19 protein-coding genes and 2 tRNA genes are annotated in these 19,963 nt (G+C 66.2%); 11 read left to right on the top strand and 10 right to left on the bottom strand.

The features are described 5' to 3' along the window. Positions 1 to 151 precede the first annotated feature (151 nt). Together fabG and fabD are read right to left on the bottom strand one after the other, a co-directional pair. Positions 152 to 889 (bottom strand): 3-oxoacyl-[acyl-carrier-protein] reductase, encoded by a 738-nt coding sequence (fabG, locus tag G3572_RS01365; RefSeq protein ID WP_164608885.1) that lies wholly within the window; start codon positions 887 to 889, stop codon positions 152 to 154. 85 nt (positions 890 to 974) lie between these two features. After that, positions 975 to 1,904 (bottom strand): ACP S-malonyltransferase, encoded by a 930-nt coding sequence (gene fabD, locus G3572_RS01360; protein ID WP_164608884.1) that lies wholly within the window; start codon positions 1,902 to 1,904, stop codon positions 975 to 977. Between the two features lie 163 nt (positions 1,905 to 2,067). Between fabD and G3572_RS01355 the strand changes: the two genes are divergently transcribed. Further along, on the top strand, positions 2,068 to 3,267 hold the full coding sequence (locus G3572_RS01355) for a cytochrome b/b6 domain-containing protein (protein WP_164608883.1): 1,200 nt from the start codon (positions 2,068 to 2,070) through the stop codon (positions 3,265 to 3,267). Positions 3,268 to 3,346: 79 nt separating this feature from the next. Here the strand turns inward: G3572_RS01355 and G3572_RS01350 are convergent, their stop codons facing one another. Beyond that, positions 3,347 to 3,922, bottom strand: coding sequence for a YceI family protein (locus G3572_RS01350; protein WP_164608882.1), 576 nt, complete (start codon positions 3,920 to 3,922; stop codon positions 3,347 to 3,349). A 286-nt stretch (positions 3,923 to 4,208) separates the two neighbouring features. On the opposite strand from G3572_RS01350, the gene rpsF reads away from it, so the two are divergent. From rpsF to G3572_RS01320, 6 genes are all read left to right on the top strand, one after another. After that, positions 4,209 to 4,658 carry a 30S ribosomal protein S6 gene (gene rpsF / locus G3572_RS01345; protein WP_100198516.1) on the top strand — a complete coding sequence of 150 codons (450 nt, stop codon included), beginning with the start codon at positions 4,209 to 4,211 and terminating at the stop codon, positions 4,656 to 4,658. 29 nt (positions 4,659 to 4,687) lie between these two features. After that, on the top strand, positions 4,688 to 4,915 hold the full coding sequence (gene rpsR, locus G3572_RS01340; protein ID WP_100198517.1) for a 30S ribosomal protein S18: 228 nt from the start codon (positions 4,688 to 4,690) through the stop codon (positions 4,913 to 4,915). A gap of 13 nt (positions 4,916 to 4,928) precedes the next feature. After that, positions 4,929 to 5,498: a 50S ribosomal protein L9 gene (rplI, locus tag G3572_RS01335; RefSeq protein WP_164608881.1), complete on the top strand. Its 570-nt coding sequence runs from the start codon at positions 4,929 to 4,931 to the stop codon at positions 5,496 to 5,498. 166 nt (positions 5,499 to 5,664) lie between these two features. Beyond that, the gene (locus G3572_RS01330; RefSeq protein ID WP_164608880.1) at positions 5,665 to 5,922 is read left to right on the top strand and encodes a hypothetical protein; all 258 of its coding nucleotides are present in this window, start codon (positions 5,665 to 5,667) and stop codon (positions 5,920 to 5,922) included. A gap of 120 nt (positions 5,923 to 6,042) precedes the next feature. Beyond that, the gene (locus tag G3572_RS01325) at positions 6,043 to 6,981 is read left to right on the top strand and encodes a DMT family transporter (RefSeq protein ID WP_164608879.1); all 939 of its coding nucleotides are present in this window, start codon (positions 6,043 to 6,045) and stop codon (positions 6,979 to 6,981) included. 116 nt (positions 6,982 to 7,097) lie between these two features. Next, entirely contained in the window at positions 7,098 to 7,685 is a 588-nt protein-coding gene (locus tag G3572_RS01320; RefSeq protein ID WP_240335370.1) for a CHAP domain-containing protein, read from the top strand. Between the two features lie 27 nt (positions 7,686 to 7,712). Here the strand turns inward: G3572_RS01320 and G3572_RS01315 are convergent, their stop codons facing one another. The 3 genes from G3572_RS01315 to G3572_RS01305 form a co-directional block, all read right to left on the bottom strand. Then, a complete protein-coding gene (locus tag G3572_RS01315) occupies positions 7,713 to 8,459 on the bottom strand; it encodes a PGN_0703 family putative restriction endonuclease (protein ID WP_164608878.1) in 747 nt (248 codons plus the stop codon). Positions 8,460 to 8,533: 74 nt separating this feature from the next. Further along, positions 8,534 to 9,868, bottom strand: a complete 1,335-nt coding sequence (gene tig / locus G3572_RS01310; protein ID WP_164608877.1) for a trigger factor — start codon at positions 9,866 to 9,868, stop codon at positions 8,534 to 8,536. Positions 9,869 to 10,056: 188 nt separating this feature from the next. After that, positions 10,057 to 10,141 (bottom strand) — tRNA-Leu (locus G3572_RS01305). A gap of 285 nt (positions 10,142 to 10,426) precedes the next feature. Here G3572_RS01305 and G3572_RS01300 point away from each other — a divergent pair. Continuing rightward, positions 10,427 to 10,912: a Hint domain-containing protein gene (locus tag G3572_RS01300; RefSeq protein ID WP_164608876.1), complete on the top strand. Its 486-nt coding sequence runs from the start codon at positions 10,427 to 10,429 to the stop codon at positions 10,910 to 10,912. A gap of 74 nt (positions 10,913 to 10,986) precedes the next feature. Here G3572_RS01300 and G3572_RS01295 read toward each other — a convergent pair whose 3' ends face one another. After that, positions 10,987 to 12,549, bottom strand: a complete 1,563-nt coding sequence (locus G3572_RS01295) for an NAD(P)H-hydrate dehydratase (RefSeq protein WP_164608875.1) — start codon at positions 12,547 to 12,549, stop codon at positions 10,987 to 10,989. A gap of 172 nt (positions 12,550 to 12,721) precedes the next feature. Here G3572_RS01295 and G3572_RS01290 point away from each other — a divergent pair, with 172 nt between their 5' ends. Next, complete coding sequence (locus tag G3572_RS01290) at positions 12,722 to 13,060, top strand: P-II family nitrogen regulator (RefSeq protein ID WP_100197995.1); 339 nt, start codon at positions 12,722 to 12,724, stop codon at positions 13,058 to 13,060. A 65-nt stretch (positions 13,061 to 13,125) separates the two neighbouring features. Beyond that, a complete protein-coding gene (gene glnA, locus G3572_RS01285) occupies positions 13,126 to 14,535 on the top strand; it encodes a type I glutamate--ammonia ligase (RefSeq protein WP_164608874.1) in 1,410 nt (469 codons plus the stop codon). A gap of 75 nt (positions 14,536 to 14,610) precedes the next feature. Here the strand turns inward: glnA and G3572_RS01280 are convergent, their stop codons facing one another. Beyond that, positions 14,611 to 15,402: a heme-dependent oxidative N-demethylase family protein gene (locus G3572_RS01280; RefSeq protein ID WP_164608873.1), complete on the bottom strand. Its 792-nt coding sequence runs from the start codon at positions 15,400 to 15,402 to the stop codon at positions 14,611 to 14,613. 94 nt (positions 15,403 to 15,496) lie between these two features. After that, positions 15,497 to 15,573, bottom strand: a tRNA-Asp gene (locus G3572_RS01275). A gap of 335 nt (positions 15,574 to 15,908) precedes the next feature. Between G3572_RS01275 and rocF the strand changes: the two genes are divergently transcribed. Continuing rightward, complete coding sequence (rocF, locus tag G3572_RS01270) at positions 15,909 to 16,832, top strand: arginase (protein ID WP_164608872.1); 924 nt, start codon at positions 15,909 to 15,911, stop codon at positions 16,830 to 16,832. 42 nt (positions 16,833 to 16,874) lie between these two features. Here rocF and G3572_RS01265 read toward each other — a convergent pair whose 3' ends face one another. Then, a complete protein-coding gene (locus G3572_RS01265; RefSeq protein ID WP_164609874.1) occupies positions 16,875 to 19,961 on the bottom strand; it encodes an efflux RND transporter permease subunit in 3,087 nt (1,028 codons plus the stop codon). Positions 19,962 to 19,963 lie beyond the last annotated feature (2 nt).

The following is a 19,963-nucleotide window of genomic DNA, read 5'->3' as shown; positions in this document are numbered from 1 at the left end:
TCACTTTCCTTACCCCTCGCGGGGCGATTCCGCCGCGACAGCGACGACACCGGGCTGAACCGGCGATTTCCAGCGCGCCTATAGCAAGGGTGGCACGCTTAGGCAAACGCTTTCACAAGACCGTGCGCAGCCTTGGCCGCCACGCCCGCGCCTATATCATGGCCATGCCGCCATTCACATGCAAGGTGGCGCCGGTCACATAACCTGCCTCGGCCGAGGCCAGATACAGCACCGCCGCCGCGATCTCCTGCGCGCTGCCCATCCGGCCCGCCGGAACCGCGCCCAGAATCGCCCCGCGCTGCGCCTCGTTCAGCTTCTCGGTCATCGCGGTCTCGATAAAGCCGGGTGCGACGCAATTGACCGTGATTCCCCGGCTCGCCACTTCCGCCGCCAGCGATTTCGACAGGCCCACCATCCCGGCCTTGCTGGCGGCATAGTTCACCTGCCCGCCATTACCGGTGGTCCCGACGACCGAGCTGATGTTCACGATCCGGCCCCAGCGCGCCTTCATCATCCCGCGCAAGGCCGCGCGGCACAGCCGGAAGGTCGCGGTCAGGTTGACATCGATCACCGATTGCCAGTCCTCGTCCGACATCCGCATCGCCAGACCGTCCTTGGTGATCCCGGCATTGTTGACCAGCACATCGACCGAGCCCATCGCCTCCGCGGCCCGCTTCACCAGCCCTTCGACCTCGGCCGGGTCCGACAGGTTGCACACCAGCACATGCGCCCGCCCGCCCAGCTCTGCCGCCAGCGCCTCCAGGGGTGCCACCCGCGTGCCCGACAGCGCCACCGTGGCCCCCGCGCCATGCAGCACCCGCGCGATCTCGGCCCCGATCCCGCCCGAAGCCCCCGTCACCAGTGCCGTCTTCCCCGTCAGATCAAACATGACCCTGCCCTCATTTTCTGTCCAAAAATATCCTCGGGGGGTCCGGGGGGCAGACAGCCCCCCGGGGTCAGCCCCGGGCACGCCCTCAGCCCTGCAGCGCCGCAATATCCGCCGGCACGCCGATGGCCCGCGTCTCGGCCCCCGGCACGATCCGCTTGATCATGCCAGACAGCGCCTTGCCCGCCCCGATCTCCCAGAACTCGGTCACGCCGGCCCGCTCCATCCACAGCATGCTCTCGCGCCAGCGCACCGATCCGGTGACCTGCGCGACCAGCAGATCGCGGAAACGGTCGGGCTCTTCCACCGCCTCGGCCCGCACGTTCACCACCACGGGGCAAACGGGTTTCGAGATCACCACGGCGGCAAAGGCCTCGGTCATCACATGCGCGGCCGGCGCCATCAGCGCGCAATGGAAGGGGGCCGACACCGGCAGCGGCAGCGCGCGTTTCGCGCCCCGCTCCTTGGCCAGCGCCATTGCCCGCTCCACCGCCGCCTTGTGGCCCGAAATCACCACCTGCGCCGGATCATTGTCATTGGCGGCCTGACACACCTCGTCGCCCGCCGCCTCGGCGGCAATCGCGGCCACCGCCTCGAAATCAAGGCCCAGAATCGCCGCCATCGCGCCCACGCCCACCGGCACCGCTTCCTGCATCGCAGCCCCGCGGATGCGCAGCAGCCGCGCGGTATCGGCAAGGCTCAAGGCCCCCGCCGCACAGAGCGCCGAATACTCGCCCAAGGAATGCCCGGCCACGAAATCGGCCTTGTCCATGCCAAAGCCTTCCGCATCCATCGCGCGCAAGGCCGCGATGGATGTCGCCATCAGCGCGGGCTGCGCGTTCTGCGTCAGCGTCAACTCGGCGATGTCACCCTCCCAGATCAACGCCGACAGCGACTCGCCAAGCGCGTCATCCACCTCGTCGAACACCGCCCGCGCCGCCGGATAGGCGTCGGCAAGCGCGCGCCCCATCCCGATGGTTTGGGCGCCCTGGCCCGGAAATACAAATGCGCGGCCCATGTTGCCTCCCGTCTGATCCTAGGTCCAGATAACGCGCCGCCGCCTCAAGCGCAATCACCGCGCCCGATCGAGGCAGCCTGCACAGCCGCTGTGCGCCGGAAGGGACTGCCTTCGGCGTAGAATGGCAGTAGCCTGACCCAAGACCATTGACCGGAGTTTTCCCATGTCCGCCCGCAATTCGCCCGTCTCTTACGGAAAGGTCGCGCGCCTCTTCCACTGGACGACCGCCGCCCTGATCTTTCTGGCCTTTCCGCTCGGCGTCATCGCCAACCGCCTGCCCTATGACACCGCCGAGGCGCTGGCGCGCAAGGCGCAACTGTTTTCCATCCACAAGACGCTCGGCGTGCTGGTGTTCTTCGTGGCGATCGGCCGCATCCTCTGGGCGCTGACGCAGCCGCATCCGGTGCCGCTGCACCCCCAACGGCGGGCCGAGGTCTGGCTGGCCAGCCTTGTCCACTGGATGCTCTACATCAGTCTCGTCGCCGTGCCGCTCACCGGATGGGTGCATCATGCCGCCGTCACCGGCTTTGCGCCGATCTGGTGGCCCTTCGGCCAGACCCTGCCCTTCGTGCCGCAGTCGGAATCCGTGGCTCAGGCCGCGGGGGCGGCGCATTGGGTGTTCACCAAGCTGATGATCGTCTCGATCCTGCTGCACATCGCGGGCGCGCTGAAACACCATCTGCTCGACCGCGACGACACGCTGCGCCGGATGACGCGCGGCACCCCCGCGCCCGCCACCCCCACGGCCAACCGCGCCTCGCGCATCCCGCTCCTTGCGGCACTGGCGCTCTTCGGCCTTGGCGCGGGCGTCGCCGCCCTGCCGCGCGGCGAGCCGCTCACGTCAACACCGCTGGCAACCGCCACCGCCACCGCGCCCGCAAACGGCAACTGGCAGGTCGCCGAAGGCACGCTCGCCTTTTCGGTTGCGCAGATGGGCCAGACGGTCGGCGGCAGCTTTGCCACATGGTCCGCCGACATCCGCTTTGACGAGGTGCCGACCGATGGCCGCCACGGGCAGGTGACCGTCACCATAGATACCGCCTCGCTCACCCTCGGCTCTGTCACCCAGCAGGCCAAATCGGCGGATTTCTTCGATGTCGCCACGCATCCGCAGGCGGTGTTCACCGCCGACATCCTCCCCGCCGCCGAGGGCTACGAGGCGCGCGGCACCCTGTCCCTGCGCGGGGCCGAAGTGCCGGTCTCCCTGCCCTTCACCCTCGCCATCGACGGCGACACCGCCACGATGGAAGGCCAGACCACGCTCGACCGCCGCGCCTTCGGCATGGGGCAAAGCTATGCCGATGAATCCTCGGTCGGCTTCGGTGTCACGGTCGATGTGGCGCTCACCGCCACCCGCCCCTGACGCCCGCCGCAAGGGGCGCTGCAAAGATAAAGGCCGCCGGATCACTCCGGCGGCCTTCGTCATTCCCTCTGCGGAAGGCTTATTCGGCCTTCATCGCCTCCAGCGAGATTTCCACATTCACTTCATCGCTGATGAACGGGGCGAAGGCGCCAAGGTTGAAGTCCGACCGCAGCAGCGTGGTGGTCGCGCTGAACCCGGCCCAGGGCTTGTTCTCCATCGGGTGATCGCCCGCCTGGTTCAGCACCGCATCCAGCACCACCGATTTCGTCACATCGTTCAGCGTCAGATCGCCGGTGATCTTGGCGGTGGTCTCGCCGGTCACTTCGATCGCAGTCGAGGTGAAGGTCACCATCTCATCCTCGGCGGCATCGAAGAAGTCGGGCGACATGAAATGCTCGAACCGCGCTTCCCAACCCGTCAGCATCGAACGCACGGGGAAGGACACCGTCACCGACGACGCGGCCGGATTGGCCTGATCGAACATGATCTCGCCTTCATAGCCCGAGAACATGCCATAGCCGGTCGAGAAGCCAAGGTGGTTGTAGCTGAACACGATCTGCGCATGGCTGGCGTCGACGGTGTATTTCTCGGCTTCGGCAAAGGCAGGCGCTGCGGCAAGCGCGGCGATCAGGGCAAGCGGGGCAATGCGGGTCATCTGTAACACTCCGGTCTGGCAGGCCACCACGGCCCGCACTCGTGGCGGACTCTGCCGATTGTGCTGCTCTTGCACAATTCACGGCCCGCGAACAAAACTTGCGCGGATTCGCACAGTCGGCCAGCCGGTCGCGCACGCATCCGCCGCGCTTGCATCCGTCCCGCCTTTCTGTATAAGGCCCCATCCTTTCCGCATTCCTCTTAATGGCGATGCCTCTCGTGACCCGGCCGCGGAAAGGCCAAATGCCGTTGGTCTTTGAAGCCGCCCGAGACGAAAAGGACGATACATGCCACTGTATGAGCATGTCTTTATTGCGCGTCAGGATCTTTCCAACACGCAGGCCGAAGGCCTTGTCGAACATTTCACCGCAGTGCTTTCGGACAACGGCGGCAAAGTCGTTGAATCGGAATACTGGGGCGTCAAGACGATGGCCTACAAGATCAACAAGAACCGCAAGGGCCATTACGCCTTCCTGAAATCGGATGCCCCTCCGGCCGCCGTGCAGGAAATGGAACGCCTGATGCGCCTGCATGATGACGTCATGCGCGTCCTGACCATCAAGGTCGACGCCCACAACGACGGCCCTTCCGTGCAGATGCAAAAGCGCGATGACCGTGACGGCGAGCGTGGCGAGCGCCGCGAGCGTCCGGCCTTCGGCGGCGACCGTCCCGAGCGCGGTGGCGACCGTGGCGGCTTCGGTGGCGACCGCGGTGCAGACCGCGGCCCGCGTCGTTGATCCAAAGTCTCAGGAAAGGACCATAAATCATGGCGAACAAACCATTTTTCCGCCGTCGCAAGGTTTGCCCCTTCTCGGGCGACAACGCTCCGGCGATCGACTACAAAGACACGCGTCTGCTGCAGCGCTACATCTCCGAACGTGGCAAGATCGTGCCGTCGCGCATCACCGCAGTTTCCGCAATCAAGCAGCGTGAGCTGGCCCGTGCGATCAAGCGCGCCCGCTTCCTCGCCCTGCTGCCCTATGCCGTGAAATAAGGAGCACACGAACATGCAAGTGATCCTTCTCCAGCGCGTGGCCAAGCTGGGCCAGATGGGCGAAGTCGTGAACGTCAAGGACGGTTACGCCCGCAACTACCTGCTGCCGCAGGGCAAGGCGCTGCGCGCCAATGATGGCAACATCAAATCCTTCGAGGCCAAGAAGGCCCAGCTGGAAGCGCAGAACCTCGAAACCAAGAAAGAAGCCGAAGCCGTCGCCGCCAAGCTCGATGGCCAGACCTTCGTCATCATCCGCTCGGCCTCCGATTCGGGCGCGCTCTACGGCTCCGTCACCACCCGTGACGCCGCCGAAGTCGCAACCGAGGGCGGGTTCACCGTCAGCCGCGGTCAGGTCGTGCTGGACAAGCCGATCAAAGACCTCGGCATCCACCCGGTTTCCGTGGTCCTGCACCCGGAAGTCAGCGTGCGCATCAACCTGAACGTCGCCCGTTCGGTGGAAGAGGCTGAACTGCAAGCGTCGGGCAAATCCATTCAGGAACTCGCCGCCGAAGCCGAAGCCGCAGCCGATTTCGAGATCGCCGAACTCTTCGACGATATCGGCGGCGCCGCGCAGGAAGAATAAGGTCGGGCCAGGCGCCAGACCCGCAAATCCAAAGGCCGCGCAGATGCTTCTGCGCGGCCTTTTTCCTGCGCGCCGCCCGTCACTCCTGCGCGCCGGCGGCCTGCGCGCCAAACCTCTGCCACAGTCGTATGGCACAGGGCAGCACACCTGCCACACGGATACGACCATGCGCCCGATTCTCCTGCTTCTCGGCTTCTGCCTCCTCGGCCTTTCGGCCTATCTCAGCTATGGCCAGTTGCAGGGCGATACTTTCGCGCATCTGCAACCCTTCGCGGGCGAGGACCGCCCCGCCGTCGCGCCAGAGCCTGCCGGTTTCGCGCCCGTCGCTGTCGAGACCTCGGCCCCCGCGACCCCGCGCATCAACCTTGCGCCAAGCCGGACGCCCCAGGGCGCCCGCTTCGTCAAGGCGCCCCCGTCAAACTGACGCCCATAGGGCAGCGCCCGCCCCCTCTGGCCCATCTCCGACACCCTGCATGTCGGCCCCGGAAGCGCGGCACGCCGTGGCGCATGGTCAGGTCAGGCAGACCAGAAGCCAAGGCCCTGCATGACATCCCTGCCCCGCCCGCGCCAAGACTCCAGCCTCGGCATCTTGTGCCTCTGTGCCGGTCTGGGGCTGTTCTCGGTGCAGGACCTGATTCTGAAGCTGCTCTCGGGCAGCTACCCGCTCTCGCAGGCGATGGTCTTCCGCAGCCTCACCGCCCTGCCGCTGCTCTTGTTGCTCGCGGCGCGCGACGGCGGGCTTGGCACCCTGTTCACCCCCGGCACCAAGGCGATGATCGGGCGCGGGCTGGTCATGTTCGTGGCCTATGCCGCCTATTACCTCGCGCTGCCCGCGCTGCCTCTGGCCAGCGTGGTGGCGCTTTACTTCTCGGCCCCGCTGTTCATCACGATTCTCTCGGTGCCGATGCTGGGCGAAACCGTGGGCTGGCGGCGCGGCGCGGCGGTGCTGGCGGGATTCGGCGGCGTTCTCATCATCCTGCGCCCCGGCGCGGGGGTGTTCGAGATCGCGGCCCTGCTGCCGGTCCTGTCGGGCCTCTGCTATGGCCTGTCGATGATCTTTGCGCGCAAACTCGGCGCGCATGAAAGTGCGGCGGCAATGGCCTTCTGGGGCAATCTGGTGTTTCTGGCCATCGCCAGCCTGATGGCCTTGGCCTTCGGCGGCAGCACCGCCCCCGATCTGCACCCCTCGCTGGCCTTTCTCCTGCGCGCATGGGTCTGGCCCACCGCGCTCGATGCGACGCTGATGGCCGGATGCGGCGTCATCGCCGCGCTGGGGCTGACCCTGCTCACCCAGGCCTACCGCATCGCCGATGCCAATGCGGTCACGCCCTTCGAATACAGCGCGATGCTCTGGGGCGTGCTCTGGGGCTGGGCCTTCTTTGCCGAATGGCCCGACGCGGTGGCATGGTCCGGCATCGCCATCATCGTCACCGCAGGGCTCTATGTGCTGTGGCGGGAACGCCAGTTGCAAAAGGGTTCCTGACCATCGGCGGATTTTCCCGCGCGTTGGCAGGTTTCCGCCACCCCCCGATCACGCCACCTTTCACCCGCTGAAACATGGTGTAGAAAGCCTGAAAACAAGGGCTGGGGACGGTAATCTTGACTTTCACACTGCAGACACGCGGCTTTGCACGCGCTCTCTTTCTTTGTGCCAGCTTCGGGCTTCTGACCGCTTGTGGCGACACGCTCACCAAGTCGACGATGAGCGCTCCGGCCCCCTCCTCCTTCAATCCGATGCTGCAAGCGCAGGCCATTGCCGAGGTCAAGGCAAAGCAGGCCCGCGGCGCGCGCGTCTGGTGCGTGCCCTTCGCCCGCACCGCCTCGGGGATCGACCTGCAGGGCAATGCCGGCACATGGTTTGCCGCTGCCAAGGGCAAATACTATCGCGGCAGCACGCCCGAAGAAGGCGCGGTCATGGTCTTCGCTCCCCATTCCAGCAGCCGCCTCGGCCATGTCGCCGTGGTCTCCGAGGTGATCTCCGACCGCAAGGTGCTGATCGACCACGCCAACTGGCACCGCAACCAGATTTCTCTGAAAATGCCGGTGATCGACGTGTCGGAAAAGGGCGACTGGTCCCGCGTGCAGGTCGAGGCGACCCCCGGCGTGCTGGGCAGCCCGCGCCCGCTGCGCGGATTCGTCTACCCGCGCAAGATCGGCGCGACCGCCGCCGCCGACGCCGCAAGCTGACCCGCAAGGGGCCAGCCCCGCGGCCCGCTAGCCCAGATCACCGAAACGCGCCCGGATCGCCGCCACGTGGGCGCGCAAGGCAGGCTCCGCCTCCCACTGGCGCAGCAGATCGCCCCAGCACAGCGGCACGAACACCACCTCGTCCCCCGCCACCACCGCCGCAAAGCGCGCGACCTCCGCCCGGTGCTGCGCCTTGCGCGCCGCATCCACCGGCTTGCCCGAGGCCCAGACCGCAGGCTCGGCATAAAGATACACCAGCACCGACCCCACGGCCCGCTTCTCCGCCCGCGTGCGGATGCCATAGGCGTGCTTGACCAGTTGCGCCGCGTCCAGACAGCGGTACTCCGCCTCGCCCGCAATCAGCGCCTGCGCCATCGCGGTGTAGCGCGCCATGTTCGGCCCCCAGACCGGCCGGTCATAGACATCGGAAAATCCGGTCTGCTTGGCCGGACGGAACGGCTCGTAGCGTTTGCTCTCGATGCCCACCAGCGTCGTATGCGTCACCACGCCCACGTCCAGCCACGGATGCCGTCCCCCCGACCAGGGGAACCGCATCTCCATCTCCAGCTCCACCGCCTGCACCGCCCCCGCCGGCACGCCTGGCAGCGGCGGCAAGGCGGCGGGGCGCTCCAGAAACCAGCCAAAGGCATTGGCCACCAGCGCCGCAGAGGACTCCGCCGCATCGAACTTGCCCGACCGCAGCTCGTTTCCGGGCGCGCGCTGCAACGCCTCCAGAATGCGCGCCTCGGGCAGATCAGGAAGAAAATCCGGCATGGTCACCCCCATCGGGAAAGAAAAAGGGCCGCACCCAGCGGCGCGGCCCCGATCGCTTGCGGAAGATCCTGCGCTCAGATCTCGTCCAGCGCGTCGATCGCCTTCTGCAGCGCGTCCTTGTCGACCTCTTTCTCGGTCACGGTCGCCTGCGCCACGATATGGTCCACAACCTTGTCCTCGAACAGCGGCGCGCGCAGCTGCTGCTGCATCTGCGGGTTCTTCTGCACGAATTCGAAGAACTGGCGCTCCTGCCCCGGATACTGGCGCGCGGCGTTCAGCACGGCCTGCGTCATCTCGGCATCCGACACGGTGATCTCGGCCTTGCGACCGATCTCGGCCAGCAGCAGCCCCAGACGTACCCGGCGCTCGGCCAGCGCCTTGTGCTCGGCGGTCGGCTCGATGGCATCGTGGTTATGGCCCTGCACGTCGGGGTTTTCCTCGTGCCACAGCTGATGCGCGATCTGCCCGGCCTCGGCGTCCACCAATGCCGCCGGCAGGTCGAACTTCACCATCCCGTCCAGCTGGTCCAGCAAGGACCGCTTCAGGATCGCGCGGCTCGCACCCTGATATTCCACGCCCAGACGCTCGGCGATCTGGCCCTTCAGCGCGGCCAGATCCTCGGCCCCGTATTTCTTGGCCAGCTCGTCATCCAGCTCGGCTGCCTTCGGCTCCTTCACCGCCTTCACGGTGCATTCGAACACCGCAGCCTTGCCCGCCAGATGCGCTGCACCGTAAGCCTCGGGGAAGGTCACCTCCACCTTCACCTCGTCGCCCACCTTGGCGCCGACCAGCTGTGCCTCGAAGCCCGGAATGAACGAGTTCGAGCCCAGAACCAGCGGATAATCTTCCGCCGTGCCGCCCTCGAAATAGTCACCGTCGACCGAGCCCTTGAAGTCGATCGTGATCTGGTCGCCGTCCTTGGCCTTGGCGCCCTTCTTGCGGTCCTCGAAGGATTGCGCGGTGGCGGCAAGGTTCTTCAGGGCCTCTTCCACCGAAGCGTCGTCAGCCTTCACCACCAGACGCTCCAGCGTGATCTTGCCCGCATCCAGTTCCGGAATCGGCGGCAGGCAGTCATAGGTCATCTCGACCACCACATCCTGCCCCTCGGACCAGGACTCGCCGCCCTGCATCTTCACTTCGGGCTGCAGCGCCGGACGGTCGCCGGTGGCCTCGAAATGGCCCTTCATCGCGCCGTCGATGGCGTCCTGCATCGCATCGCCCAGCAGGCGCGGGCCAAACTGCTTGCGCAGGATCGCCATCGGCACCTTGCCCTTGCGGAAGCCCTTCATCTCGATCTCGGGCTGCGCCTCGACCAGCTTTTCCTGAACCTTGGCTTCCAGTTCGGCGGCGGTCACGGTGATGGTGTAGCCGCGCTTCAGCCCTTCGTTCAGGGTCTCGGTGACTTGCATATTTTCCCCATATCGGTTGGGCCGCCAGAACAGGCGGCAGTCAAAACTTTCCCGCCTCTCCTATTAATCCGCAGGGCGGCTTGCAAGCCCGAATGGCGCTTTCGCGCCTGAATGTTCCGCACAAAGGGGAAATTCCGCGCAGGCCAAAGCGTCTTGGCGCGCTCGGCGCGGCGGCCCTGATCGGGGAATGGTGCGGGTGGAGGGACTTGAACCCCCACGCCTTGCGGCGCCAGAACCTAAATCTGGTGCGTCTGCCAATTTCGCCACACCCGCATTCCCGAACGGGCAAGCCCGCCTCCTTGCGGCAGGCAAGGCCCCCCACATGCCGCGCCTTCTAGCAAAGCCGCGTGCGGCTGGCGAGGGCAAAAACGACAGCAGGCCGACGCCCCCGCACCCGTGCCGCCTGCACACGCGGGGCGCGCATGGCATTCGTGCCACGGCGCGCCACAGTTGCCGCAGACCCGAGCGGGAAATGTCGCGCGCCTGCCCTGTTTCTGCCATAGTCTGCGTCAAAAAACAAAATGCGAGGCAGAGACGATGTTGGCACAGGAGACCGTTATGGCAGACCTAACCCAAGGCATGACCGCAGGCCGCGTTGACGCGGGCACCACCATGCCCCAGTGCGGCATCGCCTCCGGCACCATGATCCTCACCCTCGCCGGCGTGATGCCGGTGGAATTCATCGCGCCCGGTGACAAGGTCATCACCCGCTCGGGCGCACGCACCGTCACCGCCGTCGAAATCGCCGTGGTGCAAGACGCACAGGTGATCCGCATCTCGCAGGGCGTGCTCGGCAAGGACCGCCCCGAGGCCGACATGCATGTCTCGCCCCGCCAACCGCTGCTGATCCGTGACTGGCGCGCCAAGGCGATGTCCGGTCTGGTGCGCGCGGTGATGGCCGCCGAACGCCTCGTGGACGGCGAATACATCCGTCTCGAAACCCTGCCCGAGGCGCGGATGGTCACGCTGCACTTCGCCGACCCGCAGGTAATCTTCGCAGGCGGGCTGGAACTGGGCTGCGAAACCTCTCCCCCCGCCGCCTGATCGCGCGCGCTCCTGATGTGCCAAAGGTCGCCTCCGGGCGGCCTTTTTCATGGCCGCCACACGGCCCGCCCCGTCTAAAGCCCGAGGGCGCGCAGCACCTGCGGCAAGGTTTCGGGCAGGTCTTCGGCAATCAGCCCCGGCCCGAAGGCCCGCGCCGCCTCCACATGCAGCCACACCGCCGTGCAGGCCGCGTCAAACGGAGAAAACCCGCGCGCGAGCAGCCCGCAGATGAACCCCGCCAGCACATCGCCACTGCCTGCGGTTGCCAGCCAGGGCGCAGCCCGTTCATACTGCGCCGCGTGCAGCGCACAGCGCCCGTCCGGCCCCGCGATCACCGTATCCGGCCCCTTGAACACCACCACGCAACCCGCCCGAGCCGCCGCCGCGCGGGCGGCATCCAGTTTGGAAAACGCTGGCCCCGCCGCCGCAGGCGCGGCCAGCCGCCCGGCAAGATCGGGAAACAGCCGCGCAAACTCCCCTGCATGGGGCGTCAGCACGCAGGCAGCGTGCAGCGCGGCGAACAGCGCCTGATCCCGCGCGACAAGCGTCAGCGCATCCGCATCCAGCACCAGCGCAGGGTGGGGCGCGCCGCCGCCCCGCAGCGCCGCCGCCAGCAGGTCCGCTTCCCGCGCGCCAAGCCCCATCCCGGGCCCGAGGCACAGCGCGGTGATCCGCCTGTCCTCCAGCGCCGCCGCCAGCGCCGCCGCATCCGCGACCTCGCGCAGCATCACCGCATCAAGCCGCGCCGCATGTTCCGCCATCGCGGCGGGCGCACAGCCCACCGTCACCAGCCCCGCCCCGATCCGCAGCGCCCCCCGCGCCGCCAGCCGCGCCGCGCCCCCGCGCCCCGCAGGCCCCGACAGGATCAGCGCATGACCATGCACAAACTTGTGCCCCTCGCGCCCGAAAGGGTCCGCCTTGGTCAGCCGCCCCGCCGCTTCCGCGCCCACCAGTCCCGTCGCCTCGCCCATGCCCTCCAGCCCGATGGGAACCACCCGCAGCTTTCCGCAGCAAAACGGCCCCTCGGCCAGATAATGTCCGGTCTTGGCGCGGTGAAAGGTCACCGTCAGATCGGCCCACAGCGCCCTGCCCCCCAGCCGCCGCCCGCTGTCCGCGCAAAGGCCAGACGGCACATCCACCGCCACGACCCGCGGACAGCCGGACTCGCCGCGCGCCTCCCGCTCCGGCAGCAGGCGCGCCAGACCCGCGACATCCTCCAGCGGCCGCGACAGCCCGATGCCGAACAGCGCATCGATCACCAGATCGACGCCCCAAGGGTCATACCCCTCCTCCGGCCCCGGCAGCGCCCGCACCTCCCCCATGCCGCACCAGCACTCATAATTCGCCCGCGCATCCGCAGGCAGCCGCGCCGGATCACCCGGCAGGAAAACCTGCACCTCCCATCCGGCCTCCCGCAACAGCCGCGCCACCACGAAGCCGTCACCGCCATTGTTCCCCGGCCCGCACAGCACCGCCGCCCGCCGCTTGGCCGCCGCCAGCTCCGGCCAGGCCGCGAAAACCGCCTCCACCACGCCCGCCCCGGCCCGCTCCATCAGCGCCAGCCCCGTGACCTTGCCCGAGGCGATTGCCGCCGCCTCGATGGCGCGCATTTGGGCAGATGTCAGCAGTTCCGTCACTTTCGCCTCCAAATCGTTCTCAAACCGCCCAATCCCGCGCCGACTTGCCTAATTTTTAATCGTAGCAGCCAAATTCGCCCCCTCCCGCCCGCTGCTTAAACCTTAGTCAATTGTCTCTGCCCCGCGGAAATGGTCAGACATCCTGAGACAAAGGCGCGGGGGAGTTCGGCCCATGAAGAAAATCGAGGCAATCATCAAGCCCTTCAAGCTCGACGAGGTCAAGGAGGCCCTGCAAGAGGCGGGCATCCAGGGCCTCTCCGTAACCGAGGTCAAGGGCTTTGGCCGCCAGAAAGGCCATACCGAACTCTATCGCGGCGCCGAATATGTGGTGGATTTCCTGCCCAAGGTGAAGATCGAGGTCATCCTCACCGATGACATGGTCGATCAGGCCGTCGCCGCGATCATTGCCGCCGCCCGCACCGACAAGATCGGCGATGGCAAGATCTTCGTCTCCTCGGTCGAACAGGCCATCCGCATCCGCACGGGTGAAACCGGCGACGACGCCGTCTGACCCGCCCCCGAACATCAGGCCCGCTTGGCCTGCACTGTAACACCCAAAAACCGAAAGGCAGCATGATGAGCGCGATTCAAAAAGCTCTGAAACTGATGAAGGATGAAGAGGTCGAATATGTCGACATCCGCTTCACCGACGTCAAAGGCAAGCTCCAGCACGTGACGCTGGTGGCGGATCTGGTCGACGAAGACTTCTTCGAGGAAGGCTTCATGTTCGACGGATCGTCCATCGCCGGCTGGAAGTCGATCGACCAATCCGACATGAAACTGATCCCCGACGCGGGTTCGGTCTATATCGACCCGTTCTATGCTGAAAAAACCATGTGCGTGCATTGCACCGTGGTCGAACCCGACACCGGCGAATCCTACAGCCGCGACCCGCGCGGCACCGCGCTGAAGGCCGAAGCCTACCTGAAATCCTCGGGCATCGGCGACGCCTTCTACTGCGGACCCGAAGCCGAATTCTTCCTGTTCGACGACGTGCGCTACTCGGTCACGCCGCAAAAGGTGTCGTTCCAGATCGACGCCGAAGCCGCAGCCTGGAACACCGATGCCGAAATGGAAGGTGGCAACCTCGCCCACCGCGCAGCCCACAAGGGCGGCTATTTCCCCGTCAACCCGATTGACGAGGCGCAGGACATCCGGGGCGAAATGCTCTCGACCATGAAGCGCATGGGCATCAAGGTCGACAAGCACCACCACGAAGTCGCAACCTGCCAGCACGAACTCGGCATGATCTTTGGTGGCCTCACCGAACAGGCCGACAACATCCAGAAATACAAATACGTTATCCACAACGTGGCGGCCGCCTATGGCAAGACCGTCACCTTCATGCCCAAGCCCATGAAGGGCGACAACGGCTCGGGGATGCACGTCAACATGTCGATCTGGAAGGACGGCAAGCCGCTGTTCGCAGGCGACAAATATGCCGACCTCAGCCAAGAGGCGCTGTGGTTCATCGGTGGCATCCTGAAACATGCCAAGGCGCTGAACGCCCTGACCAACCCGTCGACCAACAGCTACAAGCGCCTGATCCCGGGCTTCGAAGCACCGGTCCTGCGCGCGTATTCCGCCCGCAACCGCTCGGGCTGCGTCCGTATTCCGTGGACGGAATCGCCCAAAGCCAAGCGCGTGGAAGCCCGCTTCCCCGATCCGGCAGCCAACCCCTATCTGGCCTTCGCAGCCCTGCTGATGGCTGGCCTCGACGGCATCAACAACAAGATCGATCCGGGTCCGGCATCCGACAAGGACCTCTATGATCTGCCGCCGGAAGAACTGGCAGCAATCCCCACCGTCTGCGGCTCGCTCCGCGAGGCACTGGAAGAGCTGGAAAAAGACATGGACTTCCTGCTCGCAGGTGACGTGTTCACCCGTGACCAGCTCGAAGGCTACATGGCGCTGAAGTGGGAAGAGGTCTATGCCTACGAGCATACGCCCCACCCGATCGAATACGCGATGTATTACTCCTGCTGATCGCAGCACAGCGAACACAAAGGCCGCCCCTCGGGGCGGCCTTTTCCTTTGGCGTCAAACGCTTGCACCGCGCGCTTAAAGCGCGCGGTGAATGGGAAACTCCGCCAGCGCCGCCGCCTGCTCCGCCGTCAGATGCTCGCGCCGCACCACATAGGTGTGGATCGAGAACAGCACCGCGCGGCTCACAGGCAGTCGGATCAGGCATTGCCGCTCCGACCGTATGAACGGCATCTCGCCCTGCTGCACGGTGTCCTTGGGCGCATCCTCGCGCAGCGGGTTGAACAGCGGCGCGCGCGAATGGTGCGCATTGGCGCGCCACAGCGGCGCCTCCTCGCGCACGCCGTCCATCAGGCGCTGCACGCGTCGGCCCATCTCCTCGGTATAGCTCGCCACCGGCTTGTGCATCAGCATCAGGGGCCGCCCCAGCTTTTCCGCCAGCGTCCATCCGGCGGGAAAGCACAGCACCGCCGCCGTCAACCCGTGCACCCCCGGCGCGCGCTCCTGCATCAGGCACAGGTCTTCCTGCACCAGCCGCCCCAGCGTCTGCAGCGGGCGCGACGCATCCAGCGCCACCCGCACCCCGTCGGGGCGGGTGATCGTGCTGCCCTCGCGGGCAAAGCCTGCGGGCAGGCGGGCAAGGGTAAAGGCATAAAGCTCCGCCACCGCCTCGGCGGCTTCGGGCAGCGCGGCCACCACCTCGGCCTCGCGCGCGGCGATCAGCGCATCGCGCAGGCGCATCTGTCCGGCATAGGCATCATCCACCCGCAGCCAATCGCCCATGTCCAGCGGCACAATCCCCGGCAAGCGCCGCGTGCGCGGATCGGCCCAGGGCGCAAAGGGCAAGGATGATTGCAAAACCTCGGTCATCGGCCTGTTTTCCCCTGCACGGCTGTGGAGAGCCCCCGAAACGCAAAACGCCCGCACGGTCAAGGTGCAGGCGTCTTGCGCTTAAGCGAATAAGTGGCGCGGTTGACGGGGCTCGAACCCGCGACCCCCGGCGTGACAGGCCGGTACTCTAACCAACTGAGCTACAACCGCGCGATATGGGGCTGATAGCCCGTGGCCAAAGGGGCGTCAAGCAGGAAAGTTGTCCCTTGTGGATTCCGTTGCACAAGACCCCGCCGCCGCATCCGCCGGCGCGCGCCAGCCCTGCCCCGCGGGCGGTTTGCCGCGCCCGCAGCGCCAGCCGCGCGCAGCACCCCCGGCGCCGCGCCCGCCCCGTTAACAGGTTAACGCCCGGTAAATTCCGCGGGGTCAAGCCATTGATTTCATTGAAGACGCAGCGGTGTAACACAGCGGGGGAGCGCGGGCGAGTTTTGGGGTGAATTCTCCGCCCATCTGGGCCATGATCGGCCAAGAAAAAAGGATACCCCATGCCCAAGACCATCCTCATCGGCGCCCCCATCGACGCAGGCCAGCGCCGCCCCGGCTGCCTCATGGGGCCCGCGGCCTACCGGGTCGCTGGCCTCGCCCAGGCCATCGCAGGGCTGGGCCACGCCGTGACCGACTGGGGCGATCTGGCCTGCCCCGAGGTCGCAGCGCCCCCCTGCCCCAACCCCGCCGTCCATTCGCTGGCCGAGGTGCTGGGCTGGACACAAGTCCTGTCGGGGCGGGTCGCCGCCGCGCTGGACGAGGGGGCGATGCCCGTGGTCCTCGGGGGCGATCATTCGCTTGCCCTCGGCTCGGTCGCGGGGGCTGCCACCCACGCCGCCCGCGCGGGCCGGCCGCTGTTCCTGCTCTGGCTCGACGCCCATTCCGATTTCCATACCCCCCTCACCACCACCAGCGGCAACCTGCATGGCACGCCCGTCGCCTATATCGCGGGCCGCGCGGGGTTCGATGCCTTCCCCCCCTTCCCCGCCCCTCTCCCCGCAGACCGGATCTGCCTCTACGGCATCCGCTCCGTCGACCCCGCCGAACACGCGGCCCTGCTGGACCATGACATCGCCATCAACGACATGCGGGTGCTGGACGAGCACGGCGTGGTCGCCCCCTTGCGCGCCTTTCTGGAACAGGTGGCGGCAGCAGGCGGGATGCTACATGTCAGCCTCGACGTCGATTTCCTCGACCCCGCCATCGCCCCCGCCGTCGGCACCACCGTCCCCGGCGGCACCACCTTCCGCGAGGCGCATCTGGTGATGGAACTGCTGCATGAATCCGGGCTGGTCACCAGCCTCGATCTGGTCGAACTGAACCCGTTTCTGGATGATCGCGGGATGACCGCGCGGCTGATGGTCGATCTGGTCGGCAGCCTGATGGGCCGCAAGGTCTTCGACCGCCCCACCCGCGCCAAATGAGGCGGCCCTCCCCGCGCGCCCGCAAGCGCGCGGGGAGGCGTCTCAATGCACCTTCGCCGCGCCGAACTGCTGCTCTACCTTGCGTTTTTGCAGCAGATAACCCGCGTCGCTCAGCGAGATCAGCGTGTAGAATGCCGGCACCACGAACAGCGTGAAGATCGTGCCGATCAGCAGGCCGGTAAAGATCACCAGACCCATCGCCTGCCGCGCCGCCGCCCCGGCGCCATCCGCGATGATCAGCGGCACGACGGCCAGAACCATGGCAAAGGTCGTCATCAGAATGGGCCGCAACCGCGTTTTGGCGGCGGCCACGATGGCCTGACGCCGCGACAATCCATGCTCTTCCCGCTGCTGGTTGGCGAATTCCACCATCAGGATGCCGTGCTTGGTGATCAGGCCGATCAGGGTAATCAGCCCGACCTGCGTGTAGATGTTCAGAGTTCCCGCCCCCAGATAGAGCGGCAGCATCGCCCCGAAGATCGACAGGGGCACCGACATCAGAATGATGAACGGGTCGCGGAAACTTTCAAACTGCGCGGCCAGCACCAGATAGATCACCACGATGGCGGCGGCGAAGGCCAGAATGATCGTGCTGCCTTCGGATTTCTCCAGCCGAGACTGGCCGGAGTAATCAATGAAGAACCCGTCGGGCAGGACTTCGGCGGCGATGCGCTCCAGCTCGGCCAAAGCCACGCCTGTAGACAGGCCGATCATCGGCATGGCGGACAGCGTGGCCGAATTGAGCTGGTTGAACTGCGAGATCGAGGCGGCAGACACCGTCGGCATCAGGCTCACCACCGAGGACAGCGGCACCATCACCCCGGTGCCGGAGCGCACGAAGAACTCGCCCAGACGTTCGGGGTTGTCGCGCCATTCGCGCGGGACTTGGGTGATCACGTCATAGCTGTTCGAATCGCGGTCGAACTGCGCAACCGCGCCGCCGCCGACCAGAAGGCCCAAGGTGGCCCCAATATCGCTGACCGCGACACCAAGCTGGGCGGCGCGGTCACGATCGATGACGATCCGCACCTGTGGCGCATCGAAGGACAGGCTGTTCTGCACCACGATGAACATGCCCGACTGCATGGCGCGCATGCGGATTTCTTCGGCGATCTCGACCACCCGTTCAGGCGCATGGATCGACTGGACGATCATCGAAATCGGCAGACCACCACCCGCGCCGGGGAGCGAGGGCGGCGCGAAGACATAGCTTTGCAGGCCCGGCGTGCCATCGAGAATGCCCTGAAGCTGTGCCTGAATCTCGGCCTGACCGCGCGTGCGGCTGGCCCAGTCCTTGAGCGCCCAGATGTAGAAGCCGGTATTGCCGGCCCCGCCCATCCCGGCCACCGAGAACGAGGTCTGAACCTCTTCGATCCCTGCCGCGCGGCGGCTGACCTCTTGGGTGAAGGCATCGGTGTATTCCAGCGTCGCATAGCGCGGGCCGCTCATGATGGCGAACAGGGCGCCGCTGTCTTCCTCGGGTGCGAGTTCGGACGAGGTGTTCATGAACATGAATCCGGTCGCGCCCAGAAGCGAGATCACCATGAGGAACGTCACGGGCCTGTAATCGAGCGAGGACGCCACCCGCCGTTCATACCAGTTGGCCAGCCCGCCCAAGGTGCGGTCCACGATGCGCTGGAAGCGCCCCGGCGCTCCGTGATTCAGAAGGCGCGCCGACATTGCGGGTGTGATGGTAAGCGCGACGATGCCGGAGATCACCACCGAGCCGGCAAGGGTAAGCGCAAATTCGGCAAAGAGCGCGCCCGTCAGCCCGCCGGTAAAGGCCAAGGGGGCCAGCACGGCGGCCAGCGTGATGGTCATGGCGATCACGGGGCCGGTGATTTCCTTCATCCCCTTGATCGAGGCAGCCGCGGGGGTCATGCCCTCGTCTATGTGCCGGTGGATGTTCTCGACGACCACGATGGCATCATCCACCACCAGACCGATCGCCAGAACCATCGCAAGAAGGGTCAGCAGGTTGATCGAGTAGCCCAGCACCAGCATGACGCTGCACACCCCGATCAGCGACAGCGGGATGGTGACGATGGGCATCAGCACCGAGCGGAACGAGCCGAGGAACAGCAAGATCACCACCACGACGATCAGAACGGCTTCGGCGATGGTCTTGAACACTTCGGAAATCGAGGCGGCAATCGTCTCGGTCGAATCGTAGACCAGATCAACGGTCATACCGCTGGGCAGGGTCTGTTCCAGCGCGGGCAGCGCGTCACGCACGTTGGCCGCCACATCAAGCTGGTTCTCGCCCGGAGACGGGATGATGCCGATGAAAATGCCGGGCTGGCCCGCGAAGGTGACAATCGCGTCGCTGGACCCCGAGGCCAGTTCCACCCGCGCCACGTCGCGCAACCGCACCACACCGCTTTCGCCTTGGCCAATCGGCAGGGCGCCAAAGGCTTCGGGCGTCTGGATGGTGGAATCGAGGGTGAGAGAATAGGTGAAATAGTCGTTTTCGGTCCGCCCCGGTGCCGACAGGAAGTTGGACGAGCGGATCGCGCCCAGCACTTCCGAAGCAGTCACCCCGCGTGCCGACAGCAAGAGCGGGTCCAGCCAGATGCGCATGGCATATTTCTGCGCGCCCAGGATCTCCATCTGCGCGACGCCCTGAATATTGGTGACGCGCGGCCGCACCACGCGTTCCAGATATTCGGTCAGTTGCTCGGGCGTCATGTTGGGGTTTTGCACCGCCAGATACATCAGGGCAAAGGTCATGCCCGTGCCCTTGGCGATCACCGGGTCCTCGGTATCCTGCGGCAACTGGCCCCGCACCTGCTGGACCTTGGACATCACTTCCGTCAAGGCGGTGTCGGGATCGGCCCCCAGTTTCATCTGCACGGTGACCACAGAGGCGGAGGGGCGCGACTCGCTGGTCACATAGTCGAGGTTCTCCGTGGTCGAAACCGCCGCGGCAATGGGCGCGGTGACAAAGCCCTGGATCAGTTCGGGCGCGGCACCGGGGTAGATCGTGGTGATGGTGATAACGCTTTCCTGAACCTCGGGATACTGGCGCACGGGAAGGTTGACCATCGCGGCAAGACCCAGAAACAGGATCAGGGCCGCCAGCACGCTGGACAGGACAGGGCGGCGGATGAAAAGCTCGGAGAAATGCATCA

It is taken from the genome of Pseudotabrizicola algicola (assembly GCF_010915705.1).
GTDB lineage: Bacteria > Pseudomonadota > Alphaproteobacteria > Rhodobacterales > Rhodobacteraceae > Pseudotabrizicola > Pseudotabrizicola algicola.
The sequence above is the reverse complement of the archived record's forward strand: the minus strand, read 5'-3'. Positions and strand labels throughout refer to the sequence as shown.

Excerpts from the sequence above, each read along its gene's own strand:
- fabG (WP_164608885.1), bottom strand. The coding sequence starts at position 889 with ATGTTTGATCTGACGGGGAAGACGGCACTGGTGACGGGGGCTTCGGGC.
- fabD (WP_164608884.1), bottom strand. The coding sequence starts at position 1,904 with ATGGGCCGCGCATTTGTATTTCCGGGCCAGGGCGCCCAAACCATCGGG.
- G3572_RS01355 (WP_164608883.1), top strand. The coding sequence starts at position 2,068 with ATGTCCGCCCGCAATTCGCCCGTCTCTTACGGAAAGGTCGCGCGCCTC.
- G3572_RS01350 (WP_164608882.1), bottom strand. The coding sequence starts at position 3,922 with ATGACCCGCATTGCCCCGCTTGCCCTGATCGCCGCGCTTGCCGCAGCG.
- rpsF (WP_100198516.1), top strand. The coding sequence starts at position 4,209 with ATGCCACTGTATGAGCATGTCTTTATTGCGCGTCAGGATCTTTCCAAC.
- rpsR (WP_100198517.1), top strand. The coding sequence starts at position 4,688 with ATGGCGAACAAACCATTTTTCCGCCGTCGCAAGGTTTGCCCCTTCTCG.
- rplI (WP_164608881.1), top strand. The coding sequence starts at position 4,929 with ATGCAAGTGATCCTTCTCCAGCGCGTGGCCAAGCTGGGCCAGATGGGC.
- G3572_RS01330 (WP_164608880.1), top strand. The coding sequence starts at position 5,665 with ATGCGCCCGATTCTCCTGCTTCTCGGCTTCTGCCTCCTCGGCCTTTCG.
- G3572_RS01325 (WP_164608879.1), top strand. The coding sequence starts at position 6,043 with ATGACATCCCTGCCCCGCCCGCGCCAAGACTCCAGCCTCGGCATCTTG.
- G3572_RS01315 (WP_164608878.1), bottom strand. The coding sequence starts at position 8,459 with ATGCCGGATTTTCTTCCTGATCTGCCCGAGGCGCGCATTCTGGAGGCG.
- tig (WP_164608877.1), bottom strand. The coding sequence starts at position 9,868 with ATGCAAGTCACCGAGACCCTGAACGAAGGGCTGAAGCGCGGCTACACC.
- G3572_RS01300 (WP_164608876.1), top strand. The coding sequence starts at position 10,427 with ATGGCAGACCTAACCCAAGGCATGACCGCAGGCCGCGTTGACGCGGGC.
- G3572_RS01290 (WP_100197995.1), top strand. The coding sequence starts at position 12,722 with ATGAAGAAAATCGAGGCAATCATCAAGCCCTTCAAGCTCGACGAGGTC.
- glnA (WP_164608874.1), top strand. The coding sequence starts at position 13,126 with ATGAGCGCGATTCAAAAAGCTCTGAAACTGATGAAGGATGAAGAGGTC.
- G3572_RS01280 (WP_164608873.1), bottom strand. The coding sequence starts at position 15,402 with ATGACCGAGGTTTTGCAATCATCCTTGCCCTTTGCGCCCTGGGCCGAT.
- rocF (WP_164608872.1), top strand. The coding sequence starts at position 15,909 with ATGCCCAAGACCATCCTCATCGGCGCCCCCATCGACGCAGGCCAGCGC.
- G3572_RS01265 (WP_164609874.1), bottom strand. The coding sequence starts at position 19,961 with ATGCATTTCTCCGAGCTTTTCATCCGCCGCCCTGTCCTGTCCAGCGTG.